15 protein-coding genes are annotated in these 18,711 nt (G+C 71.3%); 5 read left to right on the top strand and 10 right to left on the bottom strand.

The window, feature by feature from the left end; genetic code table 11:
* Positions 1-106: 106 nt before the first annotated feature.
* From KYK13_RS32520 to KYK13_RS32505, 4 genes are all read right to left on the bottom strand, one after another.
* Positions 107-1,894, bottom strand: a complete 1,788-nt coding sequence (locus tag KYK13_RS32520) for a tetratricopeptide repeat protein (protein WP_223637742.1) — start codon at positions 1,892-1,894, stop codon at positions 107-109.
* Between the two features lie 337 nt (positions 1,895-2,231).
* Positions 2,232-2,678, bottom strand: a complete 447-nt coding sequence (locus KYK13_RS32515; protein WP_223637740.1) for a hypothetical protein — start codon at positions 2,676-2,678, stop codon at positions 2,232-2,234.
* Complete coding sequence (locus KYK13_RS32510) at positions 2,675-3,265, bottom strand: hypothetical protein (protein ID WP_223637738.1); 591 nt, start codon at positions 3,263-3,265, stop codon at positions 2,675-2,677. The genes KYK13_RS32515 and KYK13_RS32510 overlap by 4 nt, the downstream gene beginning before the upstream one ends.
* A complete protein-coding gene (locus KYK13_RS32505) occupies positions 3,262-3,897 on the bottom strand; it encodes an RNA polymerase sigma factor (protein WP_223637735.1) in 636 nt (211 codons plus the stop codon). The genes KYK13_RS32510 and KYK13_RS32505 overlap by 4 nt, the downstream gene beginning before the upstream one ends.
* Before the next feature lie 143 nt (positions 3,898-4,040).
* Between KYK13_RS32505 and KYK13_RS32500 the strand changes: the two genes are divergently transcribed.
* Positions 4,041-5,048, top strand: a complete 1,008-nt coding sequence (locus KYK13_RS32500) for a hypothetical protein (protein ID WP_223637732.1) — start codon at positions 4,041-4,043, stop codon at positions 5,046-5,048.
* A gap of 61 nt (positions 5,049-5,109) precedes the next feature.
* Here KYK13_RS32500 and KYK13_RS32495 read toward each other — a convergent pair whose 3' ends face one another.
* Entirely contained in the window at positions 5,110-5,868 is a 759-nt protein-coding gene (locus tag KYK13_RS32495) for a DUF1338 domain-containing protein (protein ID WP_223637729.1), read from the bottom strand.
* A 158-nt stretch (positions 5,869-6,026) separates the two neighbouring features.
* On the opposite strand from KYK13_RS32495, the gene KYK13_RS32490 reads away from it, so the two are divergent.
* Positions 6,027-6,176, top strand: a complete 150-nt coding sequence (locus KYK13_RS32490; protein WP_223637727.1) for a hypothetical protein — start codon at positions 6,027-6,029, stop codon at positions 6,174-6,176.
* Between the two features lie 175 nt (positions 6,177-6,351).
* On the opposite strand, the gene KYK13_RS32485 is transcribed toward KYK13_RS32490, so the two are convergent.
* Together KYK13_RS32485 and KYK13_RS32480 are read right to left on the bottom strand one after the other, a co-directional pair.
* Positions 6,352-7,899 (bottom strand): hypothetical protein, encoded by a 1,548-nt coding sequence (locus KYK13_RS32485; protein ID WP_223637725.1) that lies wholly within the window; start codon positions 7,897-7,899, stop codon positions 6,352-6,354.
* Positions 7,900-8,071: 172 nt separating this feature from the next.
* Complete coding sequence (locus KYK13_RS32480) at positions 8,072-10,822, bottom strand: pitrilysin family protein (protein ID WP_223637723.1); 2,751 nt, start codon at positions 10,820-10,822, stop codon at positions 8,072-8,074.
* 273 nt (positions 10,823-11,095) lie between these two features.
* On the opposite strand from KYK13_RS32480, the gene KYK13_RS32475 reads away from it, so the two are divergent.
* A complete protein-coding gene (locus KYK13_RS32475; RefSeq protein ID WP_223637720.1) occupies positions 11,096-11,632 on the top strand; it encodes a hypothetical protein in 537 nt (178 codons plus the stop codon).
* 70 nt (positions 11,633-11,702) lie between these two features.
* Positions 11,703-12,239 (top strand): hypothetical protein, encoded by a 537-nt coding sequence (locus KYK13_RS32470; RefSeq protein WP_223637717.1) that lies wholly within the window; start codon positions 11,703-11,705, stop codon positions 12,237-12,239.
* A 7-nt stretch (positions 12,240-12,246) separates the two neighbouring features.
* Here KYK13_RS32470 and KYK13_RS32465 read toward each other — a convergent pair whose 3' ends face one another.
* On the bottom strand, positions 12,247-12,999 hold the full coding sequence (locus KYK13_RS32465) for a ferritin-like domain-containing protein (RefSeq protein WP_223637714.1): 753 nt from the start codon (positions 12,997-12,999) through the stop codon (positions 12,247-12,249).
* Between the two features lie 108 nt (positions 13,000-13,107).
* Entirely contained in the window at positions 13,108-14,052 is a 945-nt protein-coding gene (locus tag KYK13_RS32460) for an AraC family transcriptional regulator (protein WP_223637712.1), read from the bottom strand.
* Between the two features lie 149 nt (positions 14,053-14,201).
* On the opposite strand from KYK13_RS32460, the gene KYK13_RS32455 reads away from it, so the two are divergent.
* Complete coding sequence (locus KYK13_RS32455; protein WP_223637711.1) at positions 14,202-14,942, top strand: SDR family oxidoreductase; 741 nt, start codon at positions 14,202-14,204, stop codon at positions 14,940-14,942.
* A gap of 267 nt (positions 14,943-15,209) precedes the next feature.
* On the opposite strand, the gene KYK13_RS32450 is transcribed toward KYK13_RS32455, so the two are convergent.
* The gene (locus tag KYK13_RS32450; protein ID WP_223637710.1) at positions 15,210-18,677 is read right to left on the bottom strand and encodes a methylmalonyl-CoA mutase family protein; all 3,468 of its coding nucleotides are present in this window, start codon (positions 18,675-18,677) and stop codon (positions 15,210-15,212) included.
* Positions 18,678-18,711 lie beyond the last annotated feature (34 nt).

The following is an 18,711-nucleotide window of genomic DNA, read 5'->3' as shown; positions in this document are numbered from 1 at the left end:
GAGGGGCGGCCGGGCCCCTGCAACACGTTGCCCACGCCGCTGTGCCTGAAGGCCCCACCCCGGAGAGGGGTCCCTTCATCGCGGAGCCGACACACCCGCGACAGGCTCACCAGGCGGCTTCGAGCTGGAGCGTCACCCCGTGCTTCTCGTAGTTGCCGTTCGTGGCGTCATACGCGTGGCACAGGTGCGTCGAGCCCTCGCACGCGGCCGGGTCATCGTCCGTCAGCCGCATGTCGATGTTGGAGCGGTTCACCAGCAACTCGTAACGCGCGAGGAGCCGCAGGTGGCTGGACAGCCGGGCGCTCACGGTGGGGATGAGCACGAAGCGCGTGTCGTGGCGGCGGCGCGCGTTCCACGTCTCGGTGTCGCCCGTGGCCGTCACGACGCGCAAGGCGTTGTCCTCCTGGTAGCGGCGCCACTCCAGGTCCGCGTCCAGGCTGGCGGTGAGCCAGGGCAGGAGTTGCCACCGGCCGGAGGCGCCCACGGCGTGGCCCGTGAACCCGAATGGAATGACATACGTCTGCGAAACGAGGGCCTCGTCCGAGCTGGTGAAGGACTGCTCCAGCGTGCCGATGCGGTCCTGCCGGTAGCGGTACCACGCCGTGGCGCCCGCCGGGCCCAGGCGCCATTCCTGGGACAGCGTCGCGTCCAGGCGGGGGCCGGTGAGATACGCGAACTCCTCGCCGAGCCCGTCCTTGGCGGCCACGCCCAGGTCCAGCCGCGTGGTGGTGCGTTCGGTTTCATCCCAGGCAAGCCAGGCGTTGGCGTTCACGGAGGCCTGGAGCCCCCGGAAGTCCTCCAGGCCGGTGAAGAACAGGTCTCCGCCCGCGAGCAGCCCCGCGCGCACCTGACGCGCGGCCTCCCACTCCAGGGCCGCCGTGGCGCGGTGCAGTTGGAGCGAGTAGTCCCGCACGGACGCATGGGCATAGACGCGCTGGCTGCCGCCGTAGGACAGGGCCGCGACGAGCCTGTCGGACAGGCGGAGGCGGGTGGTGAGGCCGACGGTGGCCTCCGCGAAGGCGCTCGCGGTCACCACGTCCGCGTTCGCGCCGGACACGTCGCGGGCCGCGACGCCCACCTGGAGCACGTTGCTGTCGAAGCCCGGCCCCGCGCTCGCGGAGACCCAGAAGCCCGGGCCGCTGGAGCGCAGCCCGTAGGAGAGCAGGTCCAGGTACTGGTGCGCCGTCTCGCGGTCCAGCGGGCTCAACGTCAGCGCGAGCGCCGCGAGGAGGGCCTCGCGGGCTTCGGTGCGCAAGCCCAGGCGCCAGGCTGATGCGCCCGCCATGAGCCGGGCCCTGCCGGAGTCGGGTTGGCGTGCCGCCGCGCGCAGGAAGTGCGCACGGGCTTCATCGAAGCGGCCAGCGTCGAAGGACGCGAGTCCCTGGCGATAGGCCTCATCGCCTTCATTCACGATGGGCGCGAGCAGGGCGCGCAGCTGCTCGACCTGGAGGGCCTCTTCCCTGGATGCGCCTGGGGCGGCGCGCTCGGCCCACCGCGCGGCGCGGTCCGGGGCGCCCGCGTCGAACGCGGCGAAGCCCGCGTTGAGCCACGCCACGCGGGCGAGCGGCGCCCCTTCACGGACTTGCGCGAAGGACTCCTCCGCTTCCGCGAAGCGTCCGAGGGCGTAGAGGCACGCGCCCCGGTTGAAGTTCCAGGCATCGGGCTCCGGCGCATCCGGAGCACTCCCCGCGGCATCGAGGGACTCCAGGGCCTCCGCGGGACGGCCCAGGCGGAAGCGGGCCAGGCCCACGAGGTACAGCGAGGCGCCGGAAGGTGGGGCCTGGAGCGCCTGTTGCTCGGCTTCCGCGTACCGGCCCGCCGCGAAGGCCTCGCGCGCGTCCTCCAGCGGCTCCCCGGCCGCGAGCGCCACCAGGAGCAGCAGGCCCGTCCACACGCCCTGCGACGTAGCGCATTCCCCGCACGGGGGCGAGGGCGGCGCACCGCGCCATCCCGCACGGAGGGATGGAGGGAGGTCCCGGTTCGCGCAGACCCAGGCCCGTTCCCACGGAGCCGCCAGCGCAACCCTGCTGGAGCCCGCCGTCCTCGGGGGCCGCAAGAACCTGTCCGACAGTCGGACAGGTCTGGACCCTCAAGGCCGAACCCCCTTGTCCCCGGCGGATCCGCGGAAACCTGTCCGACAGTCGGACAGGTTTTGGAAGACCGGGGCCAGGACCTCGCGAGTGTGAACGCCTCCCCCTGGCCATCCTCCGGCCCCCGGCTCCCACCGGCCTTCAGCGCCGGGGCTGTTGATGGGGGGGCTGCTGGTTGGGCGGAGGTGGTGCGCCGTCGGTCCTCGGTGAGGGCGAGCGCATGCGGCCCTCTTCCCCTGGCGGGCGCGGCCCGTTGGGACGGCCGTCCTGTCCCGGGCCTCCCGTGGGGCCCCGACCCTCCGGGCCGGAGGGTGGCCGGACCGTGTCGCTCCGGGGCGGTGGGGCAGGGCGCTCCATGTTCCGGCGGCCCAGGATGGTGTCCACCTGCTCCCCCGGCGCGATGACGTCCACCGTGTGCGAGCTGCGCACGTGCGCCTGCTGTGCGCCGGAGGGGGGCGGAGGCGCGGGGGCCTCGGGTGGCCGCACGGCCTCCGATGGCGGCGGTGCCGGCGTCTGCTGCGCATGCGCGGTTCCGCCTCCCAGCCACAGGAGACCGACGAGCGCCGGTGTCGACAGCCAGGTCTTCATCCGCCCGTGACCTCCAGCACGACATCGTGCTCGATGCGCTGGTCGCCCGCGCGCGCCAGCGCCGTCACCAGGTAGCGCCCCGGCCGCTGGCCCCGCACCGCGATGGGAATCACGTTGCTGCCCGCGCTCAACGGCTGCGTCCATTGATAGGAGCGCAGCGGCAATTCCTCTCCATCCGCCCAGAAGGACAGCCCCTCCGGGAGGCTCACCTGGAAGTCCGCCTGCTCCACGGCCACGTCCGCCGTGAAGTCCAGCTTGATGACCGCCACCTTGCTCACCGGCACCTGCGTTCCGGGCCGCTCAAGCCCGGCCATCGCCGGAGCTTCCGTTCCAGGCGTGCCACGGACCGCGCCCAGCACCAGGAAGGTGGCCACGCCCGCTGCCACGCCCACCGCCGGCCAGAGCACCGGCGCGCGCCGCCGCCAGAAGTCCCGCACCGCATCCCACCCTGATGCCGGTATGGGAGGGCCGGCTTCTACCAACCGCCGGTGGAGCAGGGCCTGGAAGTCGGGCCCGGGCACGTCGTCCCGCAGCGCCGCCAGACGCTCGCGCAGCGCGCGGTCCTCCCTGTCCTCGGGCTCACTCATCTCCGGCTCCTTGCTGCATGCGACGAAATGTCCTGACTGGATGTTCCCACCGGCGCATCCTCTTCCGGGCGCTCAGGGCCCTGGCCCCCCGCCAGCAGAGCCTTCAGGTGCGCCCGGCCTCGCGACAGGCGCGACTTCACGGTGCCCACCGGCACCCCTTCGATGGCCGCCACCTCTTCATAGCTGTGCCCTTCCACGTCGAAGAGCACCACTGCGGTGCGGAACTCCGGCGGCAGCGCCCGCAGCGCCCGCCACAACCGGTCCCGCTCCTGGGCGCGCATCATCCCTTCGTCCGCGGACTCGGCGTCCGACGGCGCCTTCGCGTGCTCCTGCTCCAGCGGTTCCTCGCGCGAGCGCTCGCGGCCAGCGCGGCTGCGGGTGGCGTCATAGAACGCGTTGCGCACCACCGAATAGAGCCACGTCTGGAACGCGGACTGGAAGCGGAACGAGCGCAGGTTCTTGTAGACCTTCACCAGCGCTTCCTGCGCCAGGTCATCCACATCCGAGTCCGACGCGGCGAATGCCCTCGCGAAGCGGCGCACGCGCGGCAGGTGCGACGACACGAGCAACTCAAAGGCACGCACGCTGCCGTCCTGGGCTTCGAGGATGAGTGCGCGCAGCTCGTCGTTCACGGTGGGCGGCACTCTAGCCGGGGCAGGTGCGCGTTCAAAAAGCCGCGGGAAATTCCCCGCGGGGAACACGGCGGAAATTCATTTCGTCTCACGGGGGCGGACGGACAGCGGCCGGGCACCGGATGACAAGGGAGCACGCACTCATGAGGCACTGGAGCAAGGGCAGTCAGTGGCTGGGGGCAGTCGCGCTGATGATGGGAACCATGACGGTGGGCTGCGGAAGTTCGTCGCAGTCGTCGACCACGGACGCCACGTCGGATGTGTCCCAGGCCGTGGAGGCCACGTCGGACTCGAGCGACGCGGTGGAGGTGGCCAGCCTCCTGCACGGCCTGGACAAGCTTCGCCCCCAGGCCATCGAGGGCTTCCACTGTGACTCGACCCCGGACATCACCACCGTGGTGGTGTGCGGCAAGACGCTGCCCGCCACCGTGCACCTGGAGTGGACGGACTGCGCAGCCCCGGCGCGCCCTGAAGGCGGACGCGGCGGGGGACAGCCACCGGGCGGTGGTCACGGACAGCCACCGGGCGGCGGTGGCGGCCAGCCTCCTCCGCAGGAGGGCGCGGGCGGCGGCGGGAGGCCGGACGGCAAGGGCCCCGGCGGCCCCACCCGCGGCACGGTGGACATCGTGAACGCGTACGAAGCGTCCGAGGACTGCACGGGCGCGGTGACGCAGAACCAGACCGTCACCTTCGAGGTCTCCGGCACCAACTCCGACGGCGAGGTCTCCACCGTGAAGGGCACCACCGCCTCCACCGCGGAGCTGGTGGACGGCGCTCCGCCCCGCCAGAAGAGCACGCAAGCGGATGTGACACGCACGCGCACGGCCGCCGACGGCACGGTGGTGCAGTCGGTGCGGCTGGAGGGCTCGCTGTCCGTCGCGTTCTCCAGCGACACGCCGCCGGTGCGTACCATCGACGGTGCGTACACGGAGACCTCGCTCGATGGCTCACAGGGCACCGTGACGCTGGCGGGCATCGTCCGGCCGTCGCGCGACGTGTGCCCCTGGCCCACGAGCGGCACGCTCACGCGCACCACCGCGGACGGCACGAGCCACGTGATCACCTTCGGCCCGGAGTGCGGCGACGGCGCGCTCGACGGCGCGGAGCTGAGCCTGCCCGACCGCTGCGAGCGCGGCGGCGGCCGCCACTGAGTCTCACGAGGCGTCGCGGTCCGGGGGCGCCACCTCCAATCCCGTCCCCGGGCCGCGAGCCTCAGCCCCGCTTCGTCATGTCGAACAGCGCGCGGGCCTGCGGCCCCAGGAACCCGTCGAACCCTCCCGAGCGCTGGGCAATCTCGAAGTACGCATACGGCCATGCGCGCGTGCCACCGCCCCGAAGCGTCAGGGGGAGCGGGGCCGCGTGCGTGGCCGTCTGCCTCAGCGACGTGCCGGGCGCGCCCTCGATGTCCGCCTTCATGGGCACGCCCGCGTCGCGCATGCGCCGCTGCCAGGCCTCCACGTCGTCCACCGAGCCGGTGAAGTGATTCACCTTGCGGCCGAAGGCCAGCAGCCACGCGCCGTACTGCGTCTCCTTCTCCAGCTCCAGCAGCGCGGCCTCGTCCGGAGGCGGCGGCGCCGTGAACCAGGCCGCGAGCGCCTCCACGTCCTCCGGAGGAGGTGGATCCACCGGCAGCGCGGCGAGCAGCTCACGGGCGCGCGGCGAGAGCTCCTCCTGCTTCAGCTCGGACACGAAGACGCGCGGAAGTCCTTGCGGGTGGGACAGGTAGATGGCCGACAGGTGCGCGTCCGGAAACGTGTACGCGCCCGCGGGCCGCCAGCCGAGCCGCTCGAACACACGGGAGAAGAGGGCGATGCCGCCTTGCGGCCGCGCGAGGGTGCGGAACGCGACGTGGTCGTTGCGGAAGTGCCCTCCGGACAGCGCCACGAAGGTGCGCGCGAAGGGGACTTCGGAGGCGTAACGCTCCCACAGCAGGTCCAGCAGCCGCGAGGCGTCGGAGGCGGAGGTCGTCATGCGCGGCATCCTATGTCGCGGGTCCCTTCCCTCAAGACCCACGCGGAGTATCACCGTGTGACGCCGTTGCCCCCCGCACAGCGCATTCCATGCCTCCGTGCGTATCGGGAGGTGACTCCACGCGGGACTCCCTTCGTTCCGCCGCAGGGGACCTTCTCATGACCCATGATTCCCTCCGGCGCCTGGGGCGCTGGCTTCGAGGCATCTCCCTGGGGGCGGCCGCGACGCTCGTCTCCACCGCCGCCGCGCAGGTCACCAACGTCGGTGGGGACGACTCAGCCTGGGCGCGTACCACGGCGGCAGCCTGAAGCTGCACGGCAGGCTGGGCTGTTGGGGCAACGGCTGAGATGACGTCTGCTGCGGAGAGAGCCCTTCCAGCTGTCCGCAGGACTGCCTCTTCTCGGCGAACTACTGCGACGACGCGCCTGTCTATTGAAAGGCCCCTCGGGGGGCCCGCACCCGCGGGAATGCCCGGAGGGGTCTTCAGCGCAGCTCCACCTCGAGCCCGCCGAAGGTCATGGCCTCCAGGTGGCCGCCGTCCCCGGTGTGCGTCATGGGCGCCTCCGCGAGTCCCACCGCCACCAGCGATTCGGCGTCCGCGTCCACGCCCAGCAGATGGAAGTGGCGGTCCTGCCCCTGGGGGCCGGGCCGCAGCGTGCGCACCGGCTGACCGTCCGCGGACGCGAGCGCCAGCAGGGCTCCGGCGCCGCGTGAAACACTCATCCCGCCATACCACCGGTCCCATCCGGAGGCACCCGCGGCCACCCAGCCCGCCTCCGTCCAGCGCAGCGCGGAGAAGTGGTCCGCGCGGCCCGTGTCCACGCGGTGCTCGAAGCGCAGGGCGCCCGAGTCGAGCGACACCACGCCCAGGTAGCCGTCGTAGGGCGTCATCCGGTCCTGCACGCCCGGCGCGGACGGATAGTAGGCGATGGTGCCATCCGCGCCCTCCGTCACCACGGTGCCCGCGAGCGCCACCTCGCCGTCGCGCACCGCCATGTCGAAGACGACGAACTCCGCCGCCCGGGCGGGGACGAAGACGTGCGTCCCGATGCGGGTGCCCACCGGCGTGAAGGTCGTCACGGCGAAGGGCTGGCGTTCGGTGTCCACGGGCGAGGCGACGTCCTCACCGGAGCGGCAGTGCACGGAGGTGAAGTCGTTGAACGCGCGGCTGGAGGCCAGGCAGCGGGAGCTGTTCCACGTGCGGCCCACCACCAGCCGCCCGTCCGAGTCCACCGCGAGCAGCGGCCGGAGCGCGGCCTCGCGCCAGCGGAACTCGTCGTAGGCCCAGGCCGCCGGCTGCGTGGAGTGCCGCCCGTCGATGACTCGCGTCCACTGCTCGGTGTAGCGCCCGTCCGTCCACTGGAGCGTCATCAGGCCCGACGCCAGCTCCCGCGTACCGGGCCCGCCTTCCGGCACGGCCACGAGCGACAGGAAGGCCACGGCCACGTCCTCGCCGCGCGCCTCCATGCGAAGCCAGCCGTCGGTGAGGGCGTGGACCTCGGCTGACTTCATGCGGAACGCGGGGGAGGGCAGGGTGCCGCCCAGGTCCGCTTCCGGCACCGTCGCGGGCGCGGGCAGGGCGTTCCGCGAGAGCACCTGCCCCTCGGCGGACAGGCGCACCAGGTCATACGCGTCCGCCGCCGCGCCAGTGCGCTCGATGCCCAGGGTGACCTCGCCGGACGGGTGCACGGTGAAGTCGCTCAGGTGTTCACCGGCCGCGGCGTCGAACCGCCACGCCAGCGTGCCGTCCCGCGTGGACACGGTGAGCCGGCGCGTGTCCCGCCCTTCCGCGTCCCGCATCGTCTCCAGCACGAAGGTGCGTCCCGAGGCCCGCCGCACCTTGAGCCCACCGAAGCGCGTGCGCGGCTGCACCTGGGAGGACGCCGTCCCCTGTGCGAAGGCCCGGGTGAGCCCGGGCACGGGGCAGTCCGTGTCCTCGCCTGGGAACGCGGGCTCATGGCAGGCGCAGGCGCCCCACGACAGCAGGGCGCCCAGCAGAGCCCGCATCCGGCGGAGGTCGATGACTCGCATGCCCCGTCATACGGAGGCGCGGACCCGGATGGGTCGTGCCGCGGATGGCCTCCGAGGGCCCCAACGCTCCTCCAGGCCTGAGGGCGGACAGAGGGCGCCCGGCCGCGCCTCACCCGGCATCGACGCCATGGGGCGGGGCGCACCCGTCCCGCCCCACGGAGCGCCTCCCCCGCTACGGCACCGACACCGCCTGGAGCGCGGCGCGGCCGGGCGTCTCATCACCCGTGACGCTCACCACGAGGCGCTGGAGGCAGCCCGCGAACTCCTGCTTCAGCGCGTCCGCCGTCACCGCCTGGAGGTGCGCCGGACGCTGCGCCACGGCCTCCACCGGGAAGCCCCGCACGCGCGCCTGGAGCAGCGCCTCCACCCACGCGTCCGTGGAGATGAACGACACCGCCTGCTGCGCCAGCAGCCGCGCCCGGACGCGCGCCACGTCCGCTTCGGACACGTCCTTCGCGAGCGCCGCCAGCGTCCCGCGCAGGGACGTCACGCCCTCGCTCATCCGCTGCGCGTCCAGGCTGCCGCCCAGCAGCAGGTGCGCCGCGCCGCCCCGGCCAATCCAGGGAGTGGCGTTGAAGCCGTACGACGCCCCCGTTCCCGCGCGCGTGCCCTGGTATGCCTCCACCTCCAGCAGCTCCGCCATCATCGCGTAGCGCGCCTCCCGCTCCGGCGTGGCCGTGGGCAGCCGGCAGGCCACCTGCACCTGGCCCTGGGTCGCCCCGGGACGCGGGGTGAAGAGCGTGCTCACCTTCGCCGCCGCGGGCAGCTCCGGCGCCGGCGGCACGGCCACCGGCAGCGGCTTGCCCCGGCTCCAGCCCCCCAGGTACTTGCGCACCAGCGGCTCGACCTCCTTCACGTCGAACTCGCCCGCCACCACCACCGTGGTGTTGCCCGGCCGGTAGACGTCCTCCAGCCACGCCTGCGCCTCCGACCAGGACACCTGCGCCATCTGGGCGCTCGTGGCCTCCTGGGCGTAGGGGTGCGTGCCGTAGAGCGCGTGCATCAGGTCCCGGTGCGCCAGCACCTCCGGCCGCGTGTCCACCGCCTCGCGCCACGGCTGCACCTGCTCGCGCCAGTAGCGCACCACGTCCTCCGACGTGCGGGTGCTGGACAGCTCCTCCGCGAGCATCGCCAGCATGTTGCCCACGTTGCCCGCCGTGCCGGCCATGTCCACGCGCACGTGGTCCAGCTTCGTGCGCGAGCCCTCATGCAGGCCCCAGTCGCTCGGGCGGCCCTCGAAGTAGGACTCGCGGAAGGCGCCCCACTTCGCCAGGTCCGCCACGCCCGGCTTCGCGCCGTGCGACGTCCCGCCGCCCATCGCCGCGCCCATGCGCACCACCGGCAGGCCCGGCCGGGGCGCCAGCAGCACCTCCATGCCGTTCTCCAGCTTCAGCACCTGCACGGGCGCCGACGTGGCCGCCAGCATGGACGGCGTGACGCGCTCGCCGCCCTCCACCGCCGGCTCGCCGCCGGGCAGCTTCGCCAGCACGGGGGGCGCCACCTGCGTGCCGCTCTCCCCAGGCCGCACGAGGATGGCGTGCGCCCGGCCGCGCTGGAGCCACTGGTACGCGAAGTCCGTCACCTTGCTGCCGCCCAGCCCCATCAGCGCCATCTGCGAGCGCGTGTACGAACGCACGTCCGTCGTGAAGTGGGTGAGCAGCGCGCGGCTCCGCGTGCGCGCCAGCAGCTGCTCCGACTCCAGCACCATGCTCGTCACCACCTGGCGGCGCAGGGCCTGGAAGTTGAACTCCTGGCCCAGGACCCCGCTGGCTTCAATCTCGCCGCTCCAGGTCTTGTGCACCTGGTCCAGCACCTTCTCCGCCGAGCGCTCCGGGTGGTCCCCGCGCGACAGGTTCACGCGCACGATGAGCAGCGACGCCCGCGTGCCGCGCACCAGCCCCGTGGAGATGCCCGCGATGTCGCCGTCGCTGCGCACCGCCTCCCAGAGGTTGTTGTCCAGGCTGGTGCCCACGAAGTCATGCACGGCGCTGGCCTCGTCGAAGGAGCGCGGCAGCACCCAGGACAGGTACAGCTCCGGCGACGGCACCGCCGCCGCGTAGACCGGCAGCGTCTTGGTGACGGGGGCGGCCGGAGGCTCCGGGCGCTGCGCCGGCATGCGCGTGTCCAGCGCCAGCGGGGCGCCGGTGCCCACCCACGCGGGCGGCAGGTTCTGCAGGAGCGTGGCCTCCACCTCCGCCAGGTCCACGTCCCCGGAGATGACCAGGGTGACGTTGTCCGGGCGGTAGTGGGCGCGCGCGAAGCGGTGCGCGTCCGCCAGCGTGAGGGCGGACAGCGACTCGTGCGAGCCCACCACGGGCCGCGAGTACGGGTCCCCCGCCGGGAAGGACGCCGCGTGCACCCAGCTGAACACCTGGCCCACGTAGCCCGTCTCGTTGCGCTGGCGCAGCTCGTTGCGCACCACCTCGCGCTCCACCGCGAAGACCTCCGGGCTGATGTTGGAGAGGGGCGACGCCAGCCGCTCCCCCTCCAGCTTCACCAGCGAGGCCAGCGACTCCTTGGGCGCGAGCTCCTCGTAGGCGGTGTAGTCCAGGCTGGTGCTGGCGTTGGAGTGGCCCGCGCCGGAGGCGTTGAGCCGCGCCTGCACGGAAGGGCCGTTGGCGGGACGCGCGCGGAAGGCCAGGTGCTCCACCAGGTGCGCCAGGCCTTCCTTGCCGCCCGGATCGCTGGAGCCGCCCGCGCCCACCACCGCGACCACCGCCACCACGGGCGCGCGCGCGTCGCGCTCCACCACCACGCGCAGACCGGACGGCATGCGGAAGTCGCGCAGCGGGAAGGACACGTCGCGCATCACGACCTGTCCTCGCGGCGGAAGCGTGGCGCAGCCGCCCAGCGTCAGGGACAGGGAGGTCAGCGCGGCCACGGCCAGCCGCGACGCGCGGAAGGGACCCGACTGAAAAGACATACGACTCCAGGCACGAACCCGGAGGTGGCCCACGAAGGGCGCACGGCCCCACGCCTCCCCCGGGCGGGAAATGAACGATGTGGATGGTGGAACGGCAGGGGAGACAAAGCCTGACGGAAAGCAGGCCGGAGCGGCAAAGGCAGACGGCGCCAGGTTCATAGCACCCCTGCCCGTGTTTCGTCATCCCTCCCCCCCGGCAGGAACAGGGGGGGCAGGAGTTGCTGGGAGACCGTGCTCCGCTTCAGGCGCGGCCTTCCAGATACGATGAGGGCCATGGCCCTTCCTGCGCGCACCGTGCTGCCCCTCCTGGCCTGCGGTCTCTGCGTCTCCTCCTGCTTCTGGCTGGACAACCTGCCCAGGGCCACGGGCGAATGCCGGGGCACGCACCAGGGGCGGCGCGTGCGCTGGCCGCTGCAGGAGTCCTCCGCGCTGGTGCACCGCTCCGAGCAGGGCGAGCTGCCGGACACCTTCATCGACCTGGACTACACGCCCGAGGACGAGCCGGTCCTGGAGGGCTTCGGCGTGGACATCCACCTGGTGGAGGACGCCCGGGTGAAACAGGACCGGCGCGTGGGCCTCACGTCCCGGGAGGCACAGCTGGTGCCCACGGAGTCGTCGCTGGTGACGCGGTGGGTGGGGAACATCGGCTCGGGGGCCGGCTATCTCTCTCCGCCCGGCGTGCCGGTGGAGGGCTCGGTGACGCTGGAGGACTTGACGGAGTTCGCCGCGCAAGGGCGCTTCGTCTATCGCTACGCGGATGGCGGCGAGCTGACGTGCACCTTCGACGTGATGAAGGACGTCGAGGAATGAGGGCGCAGGGGCTGCTAGCCTCCCGGCCATGGGCGTCCACGACTACCGATGCAGTGTCTGCGGTCCCCCCATGTCGTTCGCCTGCGGGGAGAAGGCCGGCAAGGAGTGCGAGGAGGACGGCTTGGGCGACGACGAGGCCGTGCTGGAGCTCTTCTTCTTCGCCGCCGGCGAGGCGCCGGAGGATGCCGGTGCCTTCGAAGCGGCCCGCGGCCGCGCCCGGCGCACGCGGACGCAGGCCTTCGGTTACGACTGGGGGGAGTGGGAGTTCGTCCCCAGCCTCAACTACCGGCAGCTGCTCATGGATGACGATGACGCCACGGGCGTCTGGCGCATCGAGCCGCTCGACGAGGACCTGAGCGACGGCAACCCCGTCTCCCTGGAGATTCCCAAGGACGAGCGCGTCTGGGTGGTCAATTACTGCTCCACCTGTCATCCGCTGTTCGCGGAAGGCAAGACGCCAGAGGACGAGCCCTGTCTGGAGTACCTCCGGGCCATCGCGGAGAACCTGGACCTGGACTTCGACGGCGTGAAGGGGAGCGCGGACAAGCCGGCCTTCATCGCGACCGTGCGCGAGCGGGTGGCCCGCAGGCGGCCCGTGTCCCGCTGAGTGCTTTTCAGCTGACGGAGACCCGCGCGTTGCCGGCGTGCAGGTCGTCCGGGAGGTTGGCGACCCAGGTCGTCACCTCGTCCAGGTGGAGCGCCTCCTCGCGCAAGACCTCGCGGAAGGCGCCCGCCAGGTCGGGCGGGCCCAGCTCCTCGGCCAGGTCCACGAGCATCGCCCAGCCCGCGTTGTTGAGGATTTCGGAGATGAGGACCGCGCACAGCGCGTCCTGCAGCGTGGCGCACGGGTCGTCCACGGCCCGGAGCAGCCCGTGCGGCCGTGGATCCGCGCCGTCCCCGAGCGGGGCCATCTGGGGCACGTCCGCCCCGAGCCGGTAGATGCACTCGCGGACGAGGTTCAGGTGGTCCAGCTCCTGGTTGTGCAGCTCCACCAGGCGCTCCGGCGTGGGGCCTCCCGGGTAGCTGCCCAGGGCATGCGTCTTCACCAGCAGGCCCGCATAGAGCCGCGAGCTGGTCCGCTCGAAGGCGAGCCGCTCCCGCAGCTGGGCCACGAAGAGCAGCGGCGCGGCGCCCTCCACGGCCTGGAGCGCGCTGCCCACCACCTCCTTGAAGTCCGGCAGGTGCAGCTCGCCCAGATGCCCCGAGATGCGCGAGAGCTGCGCCCGCAGGAACCGCACGGCGCTGCCCGAGTGCCGCCGCGTGGAGTCGTGGAGCGGCTCCTCGCGAGCCACGTGCTCCAGCTCCTCGACCGTGAGTTGCTCCGCCGTGCGCCTCAGGCCCCAGTCTCCGCCTTCACCAGCTGACATCGCGCCCCTCCCGCCGGGGATGCCTTCCGGGCAATGGCGGATGCCAGGGGCCGGAAGGGAGGCACAACGTGCAAACGCAACGCCGCATCCGCCATTCGCCCCGAGGGGCTAGCGCACCGCCGCCGGTGAGGAGCCCAGCGACTCGCGCAGCCTCGCGATGTCACGGGTAGGTGGCGCACCGAACATCCGGCTGTACTCGCGGCTGAACTGGGACGGGCTCTCGTAGCCCACGGAGTGGCCGGCCATCGCCGCGTCCATGGCCTGGGCCAGCATCAGCCGGCGGGCTTCCTGGAGCCGCAGCTGCTTCTGGTACTGGAGCGGGCTCATCGCGGTGACGGACTTGAAGTGGTGGTGGAGCGCGGACGGGCTCATGTGGACGGCGCGCGCCAGCCGCTCGATGCGCAGCGGCGCGGCGTAGTGTTCCTTGAGCCAGTGGATGGCGCGGGTGACGGACTCCCGGCGGCTGTCCGCCACGGCGATGCGCCGCAGCCGTTCGGAGTTCTCGCCGGACAGCAGGCGGTAGAGGATCTCGCGGATGACGAGCGGCGCGAGCACGGGGATGTCGCGCGGCGTGTCCAGCAGCCGCACGAGCCGCGCCGTCGCGTCCATCAGCGGCGTGCCCACCGGCCCCAGCGCGAGCCCCCGGACCCCGTCCGTGGCGCCGGGCGCTTCCAGCCGGGCTTCCATCATCAGGCTGCCCAACTGCCCGGGCTCCAGGTCCAGCCGGAAGCAGAGGTAGGGCGCGTCGGGCGAAGCCTCCACCACCTGTCCCGTGATGGGCAGGTCCACGGACGCGACCAGGCACTGGTCCGGGCCATAGACATACAGCTCGCCGCCCAGGAGCACCTGCTTGCGGCCCTGCGCGACGATGCACAGCGCCGGCTCCTGCAGCGCGTGCAGGGGCGCGGAGGGGCGGGAGGCGCGGATGAGCACCATGCGGGGGATGGCGGTGGCGTGGATGCCGTCGGTGGGCGTGTGGCGCTCCAGGAGGGTCGCCAGCTCGGACAGGGGCGAGCTCGGGATGGACGCGGTGCGGTCGGTCGGCATGCGCATCCGTCATAACTCCGGTGGGAGGGCGGTGTCCGTGCAGGAATGGGCAAGAGTCCGCGAGCATCCGGATACCGCCGTTTCCCTCTTCCTTGAGAGGGTGTCGCCATCCCCGGTGCCCTTCTGGCGCCGGGCCTTCGAGCGAGGAACAGGCAATGACGACGAACATCCAGGGCAAGGTGGTGGCCATCACCGGAGCGAGCAGCGGCATTGGCGAGGCGACGGCCCGCCTGCTCGCCGGTCAGGGGGCCAGGGTGGTGCTGGGCGCGCGCCGGACGGACCGGCTGGAGGCGCTGACGGGAGAGCTGCGGAGCAAGGGCGGCGAGGCGCGCTACCGCGCGTTGGACGTGACGAAGCGCGAGGACGTGGAGGGCTTCGTGGCCTTCACGTTGAAGGAGTTCGGGCAACTGGACGTGCTCATCAACAACGCGGGGGTGATGCCGCTGTCGAAGCTGGAGGAGCTGAAGGTGGACGAGTGGAACCGGATGATCGACGTGAACATCCGGGGCGTGCTGCACGGCATCGCGGCGGGGCTGCCGGTGATGAAGCGTCAGAAGTCGGGGCAGTTCATCAACCTGTCTTCCATTGGAGGGCACGCGGTGAGCCCGACGGCGGCGGTGTACTGCGCCACGAAGTACGCGGTGATGGCCCTCTCCGAAGGGCTGCGCCAGGAGGTGGGCGCGGACATCCGCGTGACGGTGATTTCCCCGGGAGTCACCCAGTCGGAGCTGGCGGACAGCATCAGCGACCCGGCGTCGCGCGAGTACATGCGCGAGTTCCGCAAGGACGCGATTCCAGCGGACGCCATCGCCCGCGCCATCCGCTACGCCATCAGCCAGCCGGCGGACGTGGACGTGAGTGAAATCATCATCCGCCCCACGTCGAGTCCGTACTGACAGTGAATGGGCAAGGGTTGTTTGGCGAAGCGTCAGTCATCGCATGGGGTGGGAGCCCGCCGGAGTGGGGGCTCATCCAATGCCCGTACGGAAACGCCCGCTGTCTGTCTTCGTACTCAGCGCCTGTCTGTCCGCACTGGGCACCTGTAATTCCAAGGACGACCCAGCCCCTGACGCGGGAATCACGCGCTCCAGTTCGACGTGCTGCCCCCCTGACGCACCCACGCCACGGTCCCGGGACACCTGCCCGGGACCGCGGCGCTCGCATCACATGTTGCGCCGGTACTGACCGCCCACCTCGTACAGCGCGCGCGACAGCTGGCCCAGCGTGCAGACCTTGCAGGCGTCCATCAGCGCGCTGAACACGTTGCCGTTGTCCAGCGCCGCGCGGCGCACCGCCTCCAGGGCCGCGGGCGCCGTCTTCGCGTTGCGCTTCCAGAAGGCGTCACGCGCGGTGATGGCGTAGTCCTTCTCCTCCTTCGTCGCGCGGATGACCTCCGGCGGCGTCACCGTGGGGGAACCCTTCGGATCCAGGAAGGTATTCACCCCGATGATGGGCAGCGTCCCGTCGTGCTTGAGCGTCTCGTAGTAGAGCGACTCCTCCTGGATCTTGGAGCGCTGGTACATGCGCTCCATCGCGCCCAGCACGCCGCCGCGCTCGGAGATGGCGCGGAACTCGTTGAGCACCGCCGCCTCCACCAGGTCCGTCAGCTCCTCGATGATGAACGCACCCTGGTTCGGGTTCTCGTTCTTCGACAGGCCGAATTCCTTGTTGATGATGAGCTGGATGGCCAGCGCCCGCCGCACGCTCTCCTCCGTGGGCGTGGTGATGGCCTCGTCGTAGGCGTTCGTGTGCAACGAATTGCAGTTGTCGTTGAGCGCCAGCAACGCCTGCAACGTGGTGCGGATGTCGTTGAACGCAATCTCCTGCGCGTGCAGCGAACGGCCGGACGTCTGGATGTGATACTTCAGCTTCTGCGACCGGTCGTTGCCGCCGTACTTGTCCCGGATGGCCTTGGCCCAGATGCGGCGGGCCACGCGCCCCAGCACCGCGTATTCGGGGTCCATGCCGTTGGAGAAGAAGAACGACAGGTTGGGCGCGAAGTCGTCGATGTGCATCCCTCGCGACAGGTAGTACTCGACGAAGGTGAAGCCGTTGGCCAGCGTGAAGGCCAGCTGGGAGATGGGGTTCGCCCCGGCCTCCGCGATGTGGTACCCGGAGATGGACACCGAGTAGAAGTTCCGCACCTTCTGGTCGATGAAGTACTGCTGGATGTCGCCCATCACCCGCAGGGCGAACTCCGTGGAGAAGATGCAGGTGTTCTGCGCCTGGTCCTCCTTGAGGATGTCCGCCTGCACCGTGCCGCGCACCGCCTGCAGCGTGGACGCGCGGATCTTCGCGTAGACCTCCGGCGGCAGCACCTCATCGCCGGACACGCCCAGCAAGAGCAGGCCCAGCCCGTCGTTGCCCTGGGGCAGCTCGCCCTGGTAGCGCGGACGCGGCAGGCCGCGCTCCCGGTAGAGCGCGTCGATCTTCTTCTCCACCTCCTCCACCTTGCCGTTGGCGCGGATCCACTTCTCGCACTGCTGATCCACCGCGGCGTTGAGGAAGAAGCCCAGCAGCATGGGCGCAGGGCCGTTGATGGTCATGGACACGGACGTGGACGGGTCCGCCAGGTCGAAGCCGGAGTAGAGCTTCTTCGCGTCGTCCACGTTCGCGATGGACACACCCGAGTTGCCCACCTTGCCGTAGATGTCCGGCCGGTGGTCCGGGTCCTCGCCGTACAGCGTCACCGAGTCGAACGCCGTGGACAGGCGCTTCGCCGGCAGGCCGCGCGACACGTAGTGGAAGCGCTTGTTGGTGCGCTCCGGGCCTCCCTCGCCCGCGAACATGCGCGCGGGGTCCTCGCCCTCGCGCTTGAGCGGGAAGACGCCCGCGGTGAACGGGAAGGCGCCCGGCGCGTTCTCCCGCAGCAGCCACGTCAAGATGTCGCCCCAGTCCTCATACTTGGGCAGGGCAATCTTGGGCACGCGCAGGTGCGACAGCGTCTCCGAGATGAGGTCCAGCTCGATGACCTTGTCGCGCACCTGGAACTGGTACTTGGACGCGGCGTAGCGCTTCTTCGTCGCGGGCCACTCGGCCAGCAGGCGCCGGCAGTCCGCGTGCAGGCGGCTCTCCAGGTCCTGGTACAGCGCCACCAGGTCGCCCAGGTACGCGGGCTCGCCCTCCACGCGCTCGGTCACCTGCACCACGTCGTCCGCGCCCTTCGGCTCGACGATCTCCAGCTTCTTCTTCCCCACGTTCTGGCGCAGGGCCTGGATGGTGCCGTGCAGCTGGTACATGCGCCGGGCGATGGCGGCCTGGGCGCGCACGAAGCCGTCGTAGCCCTCGCAGGCCTCGACGATCTCCGCCAGGTAGCGCGTGCGCTCCGGCGGGATGATCCACTTCTTCTCGCTCATGCCGGGCGTGAGCTGGAAGCGGCTGTCCAGCTTCGCGCCCGTCTTCTTCACCAGCGCGTCGATGATGGCCCGGTACAGCGTGTTCATGCCCGGGTCGTTGAACTGCGACGCGATGGTGCCGTACACGGGCACCGCGTCGTCGGACAGCGTGAAGGCGTTGTGGTTGCGCTTCCACTGCTTCTTCACGTCGCGCAGCGCGTCCAGCGACCCGCGCTTGTCGAACTTGTTGATGGCGATGACGTCCGCGAAGTCGAGCATGTCGATCTTCTCGAGCTGCGTCGCCGCGCCGTACTCGGCCGTCATCACGTAGAGCGCCACGTCCGAGTGCTCGGTGATTTCGGTGTCCGACTGCCCGATGCCGGAGGTCTCCACCACGATGAGGTCGAAGCCCGCCGCCTTGCAGACCTCAATGGAGTGGGCGACGTGCCGGGACAGGGCCAGGTTGCTCTGGCGGGTGGCCATCGAGCGCATGTAGACGCGCGGATTGTCGATGGCGTTCATGCGGATGCGGTCGCCCAGCAGCGCGCCGCCGGACTTGCGCTTGGACGGATCCACGGAGAGCACCGCCAACGTCTTGTCCGGGAAGTCCGCCAGGAAGCGGCGCACCAGCTCGTCCACCAGGCTGGACTTGCCGGCGCCGCCCGTGCCGGTGATGCCCAGCACGGGCACCCGGGGGGCGTCCGCGACGGCGGTCTTCAGCGCGGCGCGCAGCTCTTCCCCTGCGTCCGCGAAGTTCTCCGCGATGGTGATGAGCGACGCGATGCGCTCCGGCTCGCGGGGCAGCGGCTGCTTCAAGAGGCCCTTGAAGTCGGACGGGCGCTTCTCGAAGTCGCATTGGGCGATGAGGTCGTCGATCATCCCCTGCAGGCCCATGGCGCGGCCGTCGTCCGGGGAATAGATGCGCGCGACGCCGTACTGGTGCAGCTCCTCAATCTCCGTGGGGAGGATGGTGCCGCCGCCGCCGCCGAACACCTTGATGTTCGCGCCGCGCTCGCGCAGCAGGTCGATCATGTACTTGAAGTACTCGACGTGGCCGCCCTGGTAGGACGTGAGGGCGATGCCCTGGGCGTCCTCCTGGATGGCGCAGTCGACGATCTCCGCCACGGACCGGTTGTGGCCCAGGTGGATGATCTCCGCGCCGGAGGACTGCATCAGGCGGCGCATCACGTTGATGGCCGCGTCGTGTCCGTCAAAGAGGCTGGCGGCCGTGACGATGCGGACGTGGTGGCGGGGCCGGTACGGCTGGGGAGCGGTGTTCGGTTGGGGGTGTCGCACGGGCGTACACTAGGAGTGCGGTGCAGGCCCGGCA

The sequence above is a fragment of the Corallococcus sp. EGB genome, from assembly GCF_019968905.1.
GTDB lineage: Bacteria > Myxococcota > Myxococcia > Myxococcales > Myxococcaceae > Corallococcus.
Note: the sequence above shows the minus strand (reverse complement) of the source record. Positions and strands in the feature narration are given on the sequence as shown.